Source organism: Roseivivax sp. GX 12232 (assembly GCF_021272185.1).
GTDB lineage: Bacteria > Pseudomonadota > Alphaproteobacteria > Rhodobacterales > Rhodobacteraceae > Roseivivax.
The window spans coordinates 664,184-677,589 of record NZ_JAJSEC010000001.1; the positions used below are offsets into that span (position 1 = coordinate 664,184).

Below are 13,406 nucleotides of genomic sequence, written 5' to 3' on the forward strand. Positions count from 1 at the left end.
CCCTCGAAATCGGGGGCCGGCGCCACGCCCTTGCTGGCGCGCCGCGGCCCGGTTGGTCCCTGTCCGCCCGCCGGCCCGGTGCCGGTTCAGGCGATGAATTTCTTGTAGGCCGCGTCGTCCATATACTCGTCGAGCGCCGAGGCGTCCTCGATCTGCATCTTGAAGAACCAGGCCTCGCCCTCGGGGTCGTCGTTGACCTTGGAGGGGTCGTCGACGATGGCGTCGTTGACCTCGATGATCTCGCCGTCGAGCGGGGCGAGGATGTCGGAGGCGGCCTTCACGCTCTCGATCACCACGACCTCGTCATCCTTGGAGACGGTCTTGGGCGCATCGGGCAATTCGACGAAGACCACATCGCCAAGCTGTTCGGCGGCATGTTGGGTGATGCCCACGGTCACGACGTTCTCGTCGTCGATCTCGAGCCATTCGTGTTCTTCGGTGTATTTGGTCACGCGGGGTTCCTCGTTCTTTCTGGTCAGCGTTTGAAATTGGCCGCGACGAAGGGCAGCTTCGCCACGGCGACCGGCAGGCGGCGGCCGCGCAGCTCGCCATATAGGACGGTGCCCGGCGCGGTCAGGGCGGCGGGCACATAGCCCATGGCCACCGGGCCGCCGACGCTGGGCCCGAAGCCGCCCGAGGTGATCACGCCGACCGGCTCGGCGCCGTCCTCGGCGGCAAAGAGCGCCACGCCCTCGCGCATCGGCGCGCGGCCCTCGGGGGTCAGCCCGACCCGCACGCGCGAGGCGGATTCGGCCAGTTCGGCGTGGATGCGCCCGGCCCCGGGGAAGCCGCCGGCGCGGGCGCCATCGGCGCGGCGGACCTTCTGGATCGCCCAGGAAAGCGCCGCCTCCACGGGCGTCGTGGTCTCGTCGATGTCGTGGCCGTAAAGGCAGAGCCCGGCCTCGAGCCGCAGGCTGTCGCGGGCGCCGAGCCCGATCGGCGCCACGTCGTCATGCGCGAGGAGCTTGCGCGCGAAGTCCTCGGCGGCATCGGCGGGCACGGAGATCTCGTAGCCGTCCTCGCCGGTGTAGCCCGAGCGCGAGACCCAGAGCTCCACGCCGTCGACGACCACGTCGCGCACATCCATGAAGCGCATCTCGGCGACCTCGGGGGCCAGCGCGGACAGCACCGCCTCGGCCTTGGGGCCCTGCAGCGCCAGGAGCGCCCGGGTGGTCACATGTTTGACCACCACATCGGGCTCGAGCCCCGCGCGCAGCCGCGCGATGTCGGGCGCCTTGCGGGCGGCATTGACCACGAGGAAGAGGTGATCGCCCTTGTTGGCGACCATCAGGTCATCCTCGAGCCCGCCCGCGTCATTGGTGAAAAGCGCATAGCGCTGGCGGCCTTCCTTCAGGCCGATGATATCCTGCGGCACCAGCGTCTCGAGCTTCTCGGCGGCGGCGGCCTTGCGCGGCACCAGGAGCACCTGGCCCATGTGGCTGACGTCGAAGAGCCCGGCCTTCTCGCGGGTGTGCAGATGTTCCTTCAGGACGCCCATGGGGTATTGCACGGGCATGGAATAGCCCGCGAATTCCACCATCTTGCCGCCGAGCTCCTCGTGCAGGGCATGCAGCGGGGTCTTCAGAAGGCCCTCTTCGGTGCGGGCCTCGCCGGCCTCGGGCGCGGCGCCGTCGCAGCCCGGCGCATGGCCGCCGTCGGGCCCATGCGGCATCCCGCAGCCGCAGTCATGGCTCTGCCAGTCGGCGTATTTGTCGGCTGTCCGCTCGGTCACGGCGTCCCCTCCGTCGTCTCGGCCGGCAGCGCGCCGCCGGCACAGGTGGCGGCGGACATATGCCCGCCGGGAACGCCCCCTCTGTCCCGGTGCCTGAGATCGCTATCCCTTCGGCGGACCCGCCGCGCCTCGGCGCGCGGGCCTCTCTCCAGAGTGTTGACCAGCAACGGTCCTGAAGCCTGAGAGTTTCCGGGGCGGTTGCTCCTTCGGCACCGGCCTTGGCCGGTTCTCCCGCTGCTGCGGCCAGACGTTAATCGAGCACCTTCGCGGAGGCAAGCGGCTGCTCGACCAGCGCGAAGAGCTTGTCGAGCGCCGCGTTGTCATCGACCAGATAGGAGAGCGAGAACTCCTCGAGCGCGTCGAAGAAGGCCTCTCCGGCGCTGTGCAAGACGCCCTGCAGCCGGCAGGCGCCGACCAGCGGGCAGGTGTTGCCCTTGGCCAGGAAGCACTCGGCCAGCGCCGATTTCGCCTCGAAGGCCCGGAACAGCGCGCCGAGGCGGATCTCGCCCGGCTCGCGGCCCAGTTTCAGCCCGCCGTGTCGCCCACGTCGGGTCTCGATATAGCCCAGCTGCGCGAGCTGGTTCACGATCTGGCCCAGATGATGTTCGGATGCGTTGCAGGCTCCCGCGATTTCCGACTTGGTCACAAGCCGGTCGCGATGCACCGCGCAATACATCAAGACACGAACCGCGATATTGGTTCGTTTGGTGACGCGCATCGGTCCGCCTCCCGAATGCCGCTTGGATTTTGGGCGTGCAGTGAGGGCTACACGCGGTTGATTCTCGGCACCATGCAGCCTTAAAGGGTCACATGACCACACCTTTTTTCTTCGGCTACGGGTCCCTGGTGAACCAGCGCACCCATGAAAACCGCCCCGCGCATGTGGCCCGGGCGGCCGGCTGGCGCCGTGCCTGGGTGGCCGTCGAGGCCCATCCGCTGGCGGTTCTGACCGCGGTTCCGGCCGCCGGCGACGAGATCGAGGGCCTGATCGCCGCGGTCCCCGGCGGGGACTGGGAAAAGCTCGATCAGCGCGAGGCGGAATACGACCGACTGGATGCGACATCGGTCGTCGTGCACGAGGTGGAGAACCTGGCCTCGATCGCGATCTACTCGGTGCCCGCGGCGACCCGGACCCCGGCGCATGCGGGTCGGCCGATCCTACTGAGCTACCTCGACGTGGTGCTGCAGGGCTATCTCGACATGTTCGGCGAGGCCGGCGCGCAGCGGTTCTTCGAGACCACCGACGGCTGGGACGGCACGCCGATCCTCGACGACCGCGCGACGCCGCGCTACCCGCGCGCCCAGCGGCTGACGGCAGGCGAGACCGCCTGGGTCGACGCGGCGCTCGCCGAGCGGGGGTTGAAGGTGACCGGGTAGGGGTGAAGCGGGGTGTGCGCGGGGTGTGGGGCGAAGCGCCCGGCCCGAGTGTGGGGCGAAGCGCCCGGCCCCGGCAATCGCGACACCACCTCCCCTCCCGCTCCCCCTTCCAACACGCCCCACCAGAGGGCGCGCGCCGGACCGGGGGCCGGCGCTGCTGACCTCCGAGCTATGCGCTTTATCCCCGCAAGGTCATTGCTAGAGGCGATTTAAGCACACCACCCCAAGGAGCGCCGGCCCATCGGGCCGGTCCGGCGCGCGCCCGGCATCTTCGATGCTTTTCGGGCGCAAGGGGGCGCTTCGGGGGCAGAGATAGTTAGGGGGTGTTGGCGTTGGAGGGGCGCGGGGGCTGCCTTGGGGCGCTTTTACCGCCCACAGGCTCCATGATCAGGCGTCAGCGCCGCGCTACCCCCGACCAACCGGCCCGGAGACAACCCAAAACGCCCTCAGCCCCCTCACCCCTTCTTCGCCCGCACCACCTGCATCAGCGGCATCACGTCGGCCATCTCGGGCCCGCGGTCCATGCCGGTCACGGCGCGGCGGAGCGGCATGAAGAGACCCTTGCCCTTGCGGCCGGTCTGCTCCTTCACCGCCTGGGTCCAGGTCGCCCAGGTCTCCGCGTCATAGGGCGGCTCGGGCAGGAGCGTCATGGCCTCGGCCACGAAATCCGCGTCCTCCGGGTCGATCTTCGGATCGCCGCCTTCCGAGAACATCCGCCACCAGCCGGCGAGATCACCGCGCGTGGTGATATTCTCCCGCGCCACCTGCCAGAACAGCGGCGCCTTGTCCTCGGGCACGCCGAGGGCCGCGATCTCCTCGGCCACGTCCTCGTAGGAGAGCCGGTGCAACTTGCGCGCGCTCAGCGGATAAAGGTCGTTCACGTCGAACTTCGTCGGCGCCGAGCCGAACTGCGAGAGTTCGAACCCCTCGGCCACCTCCTCGAGCGAGAGCCGCAGCTCCACCGGCTGCGAGGAGCCGAGCCGCGCCATCAGCGACCAGAGCGCCTCGGGCTCGACGCCCGCCTCGCGCAGGTCCTTGAGCGCCAGCGTGCCGAGCCGCTTCGAGAGGCTCTCGCCCGCGGGGCCGGTCAAGAGCGAGTGATGCGCGAAGGCCGGGTGATCGGCGCCGAGCGCGGCCATGATCTGGATCTGCGTCGCGGTATTGGTCACATGGTCCGAGCCGCGCACCACATGGGTCACGCCGAACTCCACGTCGTCGACCACCGAGGCCAGCGTGTAGAGGAACTGCCCGTCGGCGCGGATCAGCACCGGGTCCGAGACCGAGGCCGCGTCGATGGAGATCGCGCCGAGGATGCCGTCTTCCCATTCGATGCGCTGGTGCTCGAGCTTGAAGCGCCAGTGCCCGTCGCCGCGCTCCTGGCGCAGCGCCGCCTTCTCGTCCTCCGAGAGCGCCAGCGCCGCCCGGTCGTAGACCGGCGGGCGGCCCATGTTGAGCTGCTTCTTGCGCTTCAGGTCGAGCTCGGTGGGGGTCTCGAAGGCCTCGTAGAACCGGCCCTTCTCGCGCAACTCGTCGGCCGCGGCATGGTAGCGCTCGAGCCGTTCGGACTGGCGCTCCACCCGGTCCCAGCCGAGGCCCAGCCACTCAAGGTCGCGCTTGATGCCGTCGACGTATTCTTCCTTCGACCGCTCGGGGTCGGTGTCGTCGATGCGCAGGATGAAGGTGCCGCCGGCCTTCTTCGCGATCAGGTAATTCATCAGCGCAGTGCGCAGGTTGCCCACGTGGATATGGCCGGTGGGCGAAGGGGCGAAGCGGGTGACGGTCATGGTCCTGTCCCGGGCTTTGGGGTGACTACGAAGGCTGCGTCTTTCACAAAGGCCGGGTCTTGTCCATATCGCGGCCCTTGCGTGGGGCCCGGCCATGGGTCAAGCCTCGGGCCTGATGCTGCCCGGTTTTGCGAGGTTTCCCATGCGCGCCTTTCTCGCCCTGCCCCTGCCGCCCTCGGATGCCGAGGTGCTGGAGGCCATGGGCGAACGGCTGGGCTTCGGCCGCGCGCTGCCCTCGGAGTCCCTGCATCTGACGCTGGCCTTCCTGGGCGAGGTCGAGGAGGCGCTCCTGCGCGAGGCCGCCGATGCGCTCGAAACCCTGAGCCCGCCGCGCTTCCAGTTCCGGCTTTCCGGCATCGCGAGCTTCGGCACCGCGCTGGCCATGGAGGCCGAGGGCGGTGCCGCCCTGCGCGACCTGCAGGCGCGGGTGAAGTCGCGGCTCGTCGGCGCGGGGCTGGTGCTCGAGCGCCGCCGTTTCCGCCCGCATGTCACCTTCGCCCGCCTGCCCGAGCGGCTGACGCCCGAGGAAGAGGGCAAGCTCGCGCGCTTCCTCGGGGTGGAGAGCCGCATGGCGGTCGAGGAGATCCCCGCCGAGGAGGTGGTGCTCTACGAGTCGATCCTGACCAAGGACGGCCCGGTCTACGAGCCGCTGGCGGAGTTCCCGCTGAGCTGAGGGGGCGGGCGTTGCGCGCGACGTCGACGGAGGGCGCGCGCCGGACCGGGGGCCGGCGCTGCCGACCTCGGAGCGAGGCGCTTTATCCACGCAAGGTCAGGGCTCGCAATGAGCTATGCACGCCACCCCAAGAAGCGCCGGCCCAAGGGGCCGGTCCGGCGCGCGCCCGGCACCTTCGGTGCTATTCGGGCGCAAGGGGGGCGCGGGGAATTGAGGTGTCGGCTTGTGCAATGAGCACTGGGCAGAGTTGGCGCCATGCCACCCTCTCGACACGCTCCGCCAGAGGGCGCGCGCCGGACCGGGGGACGGCGCTGCTGCCCTGCGAGCTATGCGCTTTATCGCGGCAAGGTCAGGGCAAGCGATAAGCTGTGCACGCCATCCCAAGAAGCGCCGGCCCATCGGGCCGGTCCGGCGCGCGCCCGGCACCTTCGGTGCTATTCGGGCGCAAGGGGGGCGCGGGCGGTGATTGGGGCGCGAAGTTATCGGTGGTGGGGTTTTCGGCGGTGGAGGAAGGTCGCCACCGTCTTAAGGAACGCACCGTTGCTGCCCAAGCCGCGACCGTCTAACCGTAGCCCCGCACCTCTCACCAAAGCGCCGACCATCACACCGAGCCCCCAAAGCCCCCTCAACTCCCCCGCACCGGCCAATGCCGCGCCAAATCCTCGAGCCCGGCGCGGATCAGCTCGCCCAGCACCCCGGTGTCGATCCGCTCGAGCCGGGTCACGTAGAGACAGGACCGCCCGGTGCGATGCGGCCCGAGGCGCGCGAGCAGCGGGCCGAAATCGGCGTAGCCCGGCAGGATGTAGATCGACAGCGCCGAGGCCCGCGGCGAGAAGCCGGTCGCCAGGAAATGCCCCGAGCGCCCCGAGGCATAGGTGTAATCGTAGCTGCCGTAACCGACGATGCTCTCGCCCCAGAGGACCGGCTCCCAGCCGGTCGCGGCGCGGAAGATCGCGTCGAGCGCCACGCCCTCGGCGCGCCGCCGCTGGGGCGTCACACATTCGAGGAACGCGGGCACCGAGGCGCCGGTCGGGCGGGTCTTCAACTCTGCCATGCCCCCAGCCTGCCCCGAATCGCGGCCTTTGCCCAAGCGCCTCTGGTCATCGCGTCCGCCCCGCCCCACATTCGCGGGACGTCAGACGCGAGACGGGAGAGACAGGTGCCCGAGGTCAGCCTCGAAGAGATGGAAGAGATGGCGCGGCGGGCGATCGCCGCCCTGCCCCCGGCCTTCGCGCGCGGGGCGGCCGAGATCGTCCTGCGCGTCGAGGACTGGCCCGACGCGGAGATCCTGCGCGAGCTGGAGATCCCCGACCCGATCGAGCTCACCGGCCTCTACGACGGCATCCCGATGACCGAGAAAAGCGTCGCCGACCCGGCCCCCTGGCCGGACACGATCTGGCTTTACCGCGAGCCGATCCTGGCCGAATGGCGCGACCGCGGCGATGTCGAGATCGAGGACCTCGTGGCCCATGTCACCGTGCACGAGCTGGCGCATCACTTCGGCTGGTCCGACGAGGACATCGCCACGATCGACCGCTGGTGGGAATGAGCGCGGCCTAGCTCGCCCGCGCCCCGAACCCGCGGCCTGGCTCGCCCGCGCCCCGAAGCCGCGGCCCGGAGGCGGACAAGCCCCGCGCGCCCCGCCTACCGCCGCCCGTCGCGCCAGCGGTTCACCACCGGGTAGCGCCGGTCGAGCCAGAAGGCCTTGGGCGTCAGCCGCACCCCCGGCGCCGACTGGAAGCGCTTGTATTCCGAGAGATAGAGCAGGTGCTCCACCCGCACCGCGTCGGCGCGGTCGAAGCCCGCCGCCACGCAGTCGTCGATCGAGCCGTCCTGTTCGATCAGCACCTCGAGGATGCCGTCCAGCACCTCGTATTCGGGCAGCGAATCGCTGTCCTTCTGATCGGCGGCCAGCTCCGCCGAGGGCGGTTTGGAGATCACCCGCTCGGGGATCACCAGCCCCTCGGGGCCCTTCATCCAGCTGCGGTGATTGGCGTTGCGCCAGCGGCAGGTCTCGAAGACGCGGGTCTTGTAGAGATCCTTGATCGGATTGTAGCCGCCCGCCATGTCGCCGTAGATCGTGGCATAGCCCACCGCGACCTCGGACTTGTTGCCGGTGGTCAGGAGCATCTCTCCGAACTTGTTCGACAGCGCCATGAGCAGGAGCCCGCGCAGCCGCGACTGCAGGTTCTCCTCGGTGACATCCGGCGCGCGGCCCTCGAAGAGCGGCGCCAGCGTCTCGGTGATCGCGTCGCGGCCTTTGGCGATCGGCACGAAGTCGTAAGGCGACCCGAGGTTGCCGGCCACCGCCTTGGCGTCCTCGAGCGAATGCTCCGAGGTATACTCCGAGGGCAGCATCACGCAGCGCACGTTCTCGGGCCCGATGGCATCGGCGGCGATCACCGCGACCAGCGCCGAATCGACCCCGCCCGAGAGCCCCAGCAGCACCTTGGAGAAGCCCGACTTGCCGAGGTAGTCGCGCAGCGCCTCGACCATGGCGCGGTAGTCCTGTTCCCAGGTGTCGGGCTGGGCGGCGATCGGGCCGGGCTCGGCGCGCCAGCCGGCCTCGGTGCGGGTCAGGTCCACATGCGTCACGGTCTCGTCGAAGACCGGCAGCCGGCAGGCGAGCTGCCCGCCGGGGTTCAAGACGAAGGAGCCGCCGTCGAAGACCTGGTCGTCCTGGCCGCCGACCATGTTGAGATAGATCAGCGGCAAGCCGGTCTCGACGCTGCGCGCGACCATGTGGTTCAGCCGTTCGTCGTGTTTCTCGCGGTGGTAGGGCGAGCCGTTGGGCACCAGCAGGAACTCCGCGCCGGTCTCCTGGTGGGTCTCGGCCACGTCCTCGAACCAGGCGTCCTCGCAGATCGGGCTGCCGATCCGGGTGTTGCCCACCGCGTAGGGCCCGCCCATCGGCCCCGGCGTGTAGAGCCGCACCTCGTCGAAGACCGCGTAGTTCGGCAGGTGGTGCTTGAGGACCGCGGTGCGCACCTCGCCGCCCTGCAGGATCAGGTAGCCGTTGAAGAGCTCGGCGCCCTCGAGCCAGGGCGCGCCGATGGCCAGCGCCGGGCCCTCGGCGCAGTCGCGGGCGAGCGCGCGGACCTCCTCGATGGCGGCGGCGTGGAAGGCGGGCTTCTGGATCAGGTCCTGGGTCTGGTAGCCGGTGATGAACATCTCGGGCAGCGCCACGAGGTCGGCCCCCGCCGCGCGGCCCGCCTCCCAGGCGTCGCGCGCCTTGGCGCGGTTGCCGGAGAGGTCTCCGAGGGTCGGGTTCAGTTGCGCCAGCGTCAGCCGGAACTTATCGGGCATGATCCGTCACCTTGCAGTGGTTTGCCGCCCACATAGCAGAACGCCACGCGAGGGGAAGTGTGGGTGGGGGTGTTGGGTGGTTGGGCGGCGGGGTGGTTGGGTGGTCGCGGGTGGCTTGGTGGATGTGTGGACGACCGGATGGCGGATGACGGTTGATCTGAAGGACGACGGTGATTGTACGGACGGCATCCCGTGTTGACGCTTGGAGAGCTCGCGCGGCCGCTCCCAGGCGCCCGGAACCACAGCACAACCAAGCCCACCAGAGGGCGCGCGCCGGACCGGGGGCCGGCGCTACCGCCCTCCGAACTGCGCGCTTAATCCACGCAAGGTCAGGGCTAGCGATGATCGGCGCACACCACTCACAAGAGCGCCGGCCCAAGGGGCCGGTCCGGCGCGCGCCCGGCATCTTCGATGCTATTCGGGCGCAAGAAGGCGCAACGCTCTCCAAGGTCGGGGGCCAACAAGTGTCCGGCATCTCCGATGCTGTTCGGGCGCAAGAAGTGGGTCTGCGACGGCTGGGGCGCCAAAATGAGTGGCGTTTGGGTGTTCGGGCCCATTTGGCGGTGAGTGGCACCAAGGCCCACCACCCGAAATCCCAAGACACCTCCCCCCTGCCACCCAACCGCCCCCCTCCCCCTCTCCGGGAAAGCCGTTGTGTCAGCCCCCCGCCTTCACTAGTTTCGACACAAGCCCGCAGCACGCGGCCAATCTGGGCGGGGCAGAGCAGACATGGCATTCCACAAGGGACTTTCGCGCGCGGCGCTCCTGGCCGCGCTCTTCGCCGCAGCCGGGGCGGGGCTCGCCCAGGACGGCGAGGTCATCACCAAGCAATACGACGACGGCGGCGTCTACGAGGGCACCTTCCAGGACGGCCTCCAGCACGGCACCGGCACCTACCGCCTGCCCAATGGCTACGAATACACCGGCGAATGGGTCGCGGGCGAGATCCGCGGCCAGGGCGAGGCGCGCTTTCCCAACGGCTCGGTCTACGAAGGCGAGTTCGAGGCCGGCAAACCGGACGGCGTGGGCCGGATCATCTTCGCCGACGGCGGCACCTACGAGGGCACCTGGGTCGACGGCAAGATCACCGGCAAGGGCATCGCCGTCTATGCCAACGGCGTGCGCTACGAGGGCTCCTTCCGCAACGCCCTGCACCACGGGCGCGGCACCATGACCTCGCCCGGCGGCTACACCTACGAGGGCGACTGGGTGAACGGCCAGAAGGAAGGCAACGGCACGATCACCTACCCCGACGGCTCGGTTTACGAGGGCCGGGTCTCGGCCGGCCAGCGCGACGGCGAGGGCAAGCTGACCATGCCCGACGGGCTGATCTACGAAGGCATGTGGGACGACGGCCAGATCGACGGCACCGGCACGCTCACCCAGCCCAACGGCGATGTCTACGAGGGCGAACTCGTGGCCGGCCGCCGCGAGGGCCAGGGCAAGGTCACCTATGCCAACGGCGATGTCTACGAAGGCGCCTTCGTCGCCGACCAGCGCGAGGGTGAGGGCACCTTCCGGGGCCAGGACGGCTATGTCTACACCGGCCAATGGGTCGGCGGCGAGATCGAGGGCCAGGGCCGGGTGAGCTATCCCGACGGCTCGGTCTACGAGGGTGAATTCGCGGGCGATCTCGCCAATGGCCGCGGCAAGATCACCTATCCCGACGGCTCGACCTACGAGGGCGACTGGGTCGAAGGCGTGATCGAAGGCCAGGGCCGCGCCGAATACGCCAACGGGCTGGTCTACGAAGGCGGCTTCGTGAACGCCAAGAACCACGGCCAGGGCGTGATGACCTACCCCGACGGCTACCGCTACGAGGGCGCCTGGGTCGAGGGCGAACGCGAAGGCCAGGGCACCGCCACCTATCCCGACGGCACGGTCTACACCGGCGGCTTCCAGGACGGCGAGCGTCACGGAGAGGGCCGGATCGAGATGCCCGACGGCTTCAGCTACGAGGGCGACTGGGACAATGGCGCGATCTCCGGCGAGGGCGTGGCGACCTATGCCAACGGCGATGTCTACGAGGGCACCTTCGTCGAGGGCAAGCGCCAGGGCGAGGGCACCATGCGCTACGCCACCGGCGAGGAAGCCAGCGGCGACTGGGTCAACGGCGCCCTGACCGGCGGCACCGCGGAGGCGAGCGGGGCCTCGGAGGCGGGTGACGGCGAGGACGGCGCGGACGGCGAGGACGGCGAAGCGGGCGAAGGCAACTGAGGGTCTAGGCGGGGCGGGTGACGGCTCGAGCGAGGCAGCCCCAAAAGGATGCGGTCCCCAGAGGATGCAGCCCCCGAAAAGGTGGGACTCTGCACCCCCGCCCAACCCTTGGGAAACCATCCCCGCCCCCTGGGCATAGATCCACCCCACACCTAGAAAGCCCCCGCCCCCAGAGCAGGCGCAGGGCGCGCGGCGGAACGGGGGCCGGCGCTACTGACCTCCGAGCAGCGCGCTTTATCCCAACAAGGTCAGGGCTAGGGGATAGCTAAGCACGCCACTCACAAGAGCGCCGGCCCAAGGGGCCGGTCCGGCGCGCGCCCTGCGCCTGCGGCGCGGTCCGGGCGCAGGTTGCGAGAGCGGTTGGCGCAGCGCGCAACTCCGACGCAGAAGGCGTCACCCGCCGAAACCCAGATCAGAATGGCGTGAAACCCGGGTAATCTTCCCCAATCGCCCCCCGCGCTCTGCCTAGATCTCCTCGCAGGCTACCTCGGAACGCCTCACCACCGCACCGCCCCAAAGGAGACCGCCATGCCGACCGAGAAACTCACCTTCCCCGGCGCCAATGGCGACCTTCTCGCGGGCCGGCTCGACCTGCCGGCAGGGCCACCCCGCGCCGCCGCGCTCTTTGCCCATTGCTTCACCTGCGGCAAGGACATCGCCGCCGCCCGCCGCATCGCGGGGCAGCTCGCCGCCGAGGGCTTCGCGGTCCTGCGCTTCGACTTCACCGGCCTCGGCCATTCCGGCGGCGAGTTCGAGAACACCTCCTTCACCTCGAACGTGGATGACCTCGTGGCCGCCGCCGAGGCCCTGGCCGCCCGCGACCTCGCGCCTGCGCTGCTGATCGGCCATTCGCTCGGCGGCGCGGCGGTGCTGAAGGCCGCGGGCCAGATCCCCTCGGCCCGGGCGGTGGCCACCATCGGCGCGCCCTGCGACCCCGGTCATGTCACCCATAACTTCGCCGCCGCCCTGCCACAGATCGCCCGCGAGGGCGTCGCCGAGGTCTCGCTGGCCGGGCGGCCCTTCCGCATCGGCCAGGGCTTCGTCGAGGATGTCTCAGAGGCCCGGCTCGCCCCTGCCATCGCCGGGCTGAAACGCGCGCTCCTGGTCCTGCACGCCCCGCGCGACGCCACGGTCGGGATCGAGAACGCCACGGCGATCTTCTCCCACGCCAAGCATCCGAAAAGCTTCGTCACGCTCGACGAGGCGGACCACCTGGTCAGCCGCCCCGAAGACGCCGAATACGCGGCCTCGGTGATCACCGCCTGGGCCCGGCGCTACCTCGATCTGCCCGCGCCGCCCGCCCGCCCCGAAGCGCCCGAGGGCGTGGTGCGCGTGACCGAGAACGACGCCGCGGGCTTCCTGCAGGACGTGGTCGCCGGGCCGCATCACATCACCGCCGACGAGCCGGAAGCGGTGGGCGGCAGCGACCAGGGGATGACGCCCTACAACCTGTTGTGCGCGGCGCTCGGCGCCTGCACGGCGATGACGCTCCGGCTCTACGCGCGCCGCAAGGGGCTGCCGCTGACCCATGTCGAGGTCGACGTCTGCCACGACAAGCGCCACGCCGAGGACGCCGCCTCGGGGGGTGCCAAGGTGGATGTCTTCCACCGCGTGCTGCGACTCGAAGGGGATCTCGACGAGGAGACGCGGGCGCGGCTCCTGGAGATCGCCGACAAATGCCCGGTGCACCGGACGCTGGAGCCCGGCGCGAAGGTGGTGACGGCGTTGGGGTGAGGGCGTGTTGGGCGCGGAGCTTACGCGGCAGGCTCCACGCGGCGCTCCGCCTGGATCGGCGCCCGGGGTGAGGGGCCTGTTGCGCGCGAAGCCTGCGTGCGTCGGGCTTAATGGTTCGCTCCGCGCAGATCGGCGCCCACGGGTGAGGGGCGTGTTGGACGCGGAGTCTGCCTGCGGCGAGTTCAACGGTTCGCAGCGCCCGGTCCCTCCTTGCGCCCAATTCGGCCCAGCGCCCCTGCACGCCAGGCGCTGTTGCGCTGCCGACGCCCTCCATCACCCCCCCCTCTCACCAAGCCCACCAGAGGGCGCGCGCCGGACCGGGGGCCGGCGCTTCCGCCCTCTGAGCTGCGCGCTTTATCCCAACAAGGTCAGGGCTCAATGTGAGCTATGCGCGCCACCCCAAGGAGCGCCGGCCCATCGGGCCGGTCCGGCGCGCGCCCGGCACCTTCGGTGCTATTCGGGCGCAAGGGGCGCTGGCTGGAGGCGCAGCCCTTCGAACTGACGCATAGACGAACTGGGGGTTCTTGGCAGCGCCCAGGGTTCAAAAAGAGCGCTTGGGCTGCGGGCGTAAGTTGCTCTGAAG

General features: G+C 70.0%; 11 protein-coding genes and 1 riboswitch. Of the genes, 5 read left to right on the plus strand and 6 right to left on the minus strand.

The window, feature by feature from the left end:
* Window positions 1–86: 86 nt before the first annotated feature.
* The 3 genes from gcvH to LR948_RS03055 all read right to left on the minus strand — a co-directional run bounded on the left by gcvH (window position 87) and on the right by LR948_RS03055 (window position 2,450).
* On the minus strand, window positions 87–452 hold the full coding sequence (gene gcvH, locus LR948_RS03045) for a glycine cleavage system protein GcvH (RefSeq protein ID WP_232752446.1): 366 nt from the start codon (window positions 450–452) through the stop codon (window positions 87–89).
* Window positions 453–475: 23 nt separating this feature from the next.
* Window positions 476–1,732 carry a glycine cleavage system aminomethyltransferase GcvT gene (gcvT, locus tag LR948_RS03050; protein ID WP_370634853.1) on the minus strand — a complete coding sequence of 419 codons (1,257 nt, stop codon included), beginning with the start codon at window positions 1,730–1,732 and terminating at the stop codon, window positions 476–478.
* 157 nt (window positions 1,733–1,889) lie between these two features.
* A riboswitch (glycine riboswitch) is annotated at window positions 1,890–1,976 on the minus strand.
* Window positions 1,977–1,982: 6 nt separating this feature from the next.
* The gene (locus tag LR948_RS03055; protein ID WP_232752447.1) at window positions 1,983–2,450 is read right to left on the minus strand and encodes an Rrf2 family transcriptional regulator; all 468 of its coding nucleotides are present in this window, start codon (window positions 2,448–2,450) and stop codon (window positions 1,983–1,985) included.
* A 92-nt stretch (window positions 2,451–2,542) separates the two neighbouring features.
* Here LR948_RS03055 and LR948_RS03060 point away from each other — a divergent pair, with 92 nt between their 5' ends.
* Window positions 2,543–3,109, plus strand: a complete 567-nt coding sequence (locus tag LR948_RS03060; protein ID WP_232752448.1) for a gamma-glutamylcyclotransferase family protein — start codon at window positions 2,543–2,545, stop codon at window positions 3,107–3,109.
* A 455-nt stretch (window positions 3,110–3,564) separates the two neighbouring features.
* Here LR948_RS03060 and gltX read toward each other — a convergent pair whose 3' ends face one another.
* On the minus strand, window positions 3,565–4,893 hold the full coding sequence (gltX, locus tag LR948_RS03065) for a glutamate--tRNA ligase (RefSeq protein ID WP_232752449.1): 1,329 nt from the start codon (window positions 4,891–4,893) through the stop codon (window positions 3,565–3,567).
* A 142-nt stretch (window positions 4,894–5,035) separates the two neighbouring features.
* On the opposite strand from gltX, the gene thpR reads away from it, so the two are divergent.
* On the plus strand, window positions 5,036–5,566 hold the full coding sequence (thpR, locus tag LR948_RS03070; protein WP_232752450.1) for an RNA 2',3'-cyclic phosphodiesterase: 531 nt from the start codon (window positions 5,036–5,038) through the stop codon (window positions 5,564–5,566).
* Between the two features lie 625 nt (window positions 5,567–6,191).
* Here thpR and LR948_RS03075 read toward each other — a convergent pair.
* Entirely contained in the window at window positions 6,192–6,620 is a 429-nt protein-coding gene (locus tag LR948_RS03075; RefSeq protein WP_232752451.1) for a DUF1801 domain-containing protein, read from the minus strand.
* Between the two features lie 129 nt (window positions 6,621–6,749).
* Here LR948_RS03075 and LR948_RS03080 point away from each other — a divergent pair, with 129 nt between their 5' ends.
* Window positions 6,750–7,115, plus strand: coding sequence for a metallopeptidase family protein (locus LR948_RS03080; protein ID WP_232752632.1), 366 nt, complete (start codon window positions 6,750–6,752; stop codon window positions 7,113–7,115).
* Between the two features lie 95 nt (window positions 7,116–7,210).
* Here LR948_RS03080 and LR948_RS03085 read toward each other — a convergent pair whose 3' ends face one another.
* Window positions 7,211–8,872, minus strand: a complete 1,662-nt coding sequence (locus tag LR948_RS03085) for an NAD+ synthase (RefSeq protein WP_232752452.1) — start codon at window positions 8,870–8,872, stop codon at window positions 7,211–7,213.
* A 729-nt stretch (window positions 8,873–9,601) separates the two neighbouring features.
* Between LR948_RS03085 and LR948_RS03090 the strand changes: the two genes are divergently transcribed.
* On the plus strand, window positions 9,602–11,089 hold the full coding sequence (locus tag LR948_RS03090; protein ID WP_232752453.1) for an MORN repeat-containing protein: 1,488 nt from the start codon (window positions 9,602–9,604) through the stop codon (window positions 11,087–11,089).
* Between the two features lie 528 nt (window positions 11,090–11,617).
* Complete coding sequence (locus LR948_RS03095; protein ID WP_232752454.1) at window positions 11,618–12,823, plus strand: bifunctional alpha/beta hydrolase/OsmC family protein; 1,206 nt, start codon at window positions 11,618–11,620, stop codon at window positions 12,821–12,823.
* The last annotated feature ends 583 nt before the right edge of the window (window positions 12,824–13,406 follow it).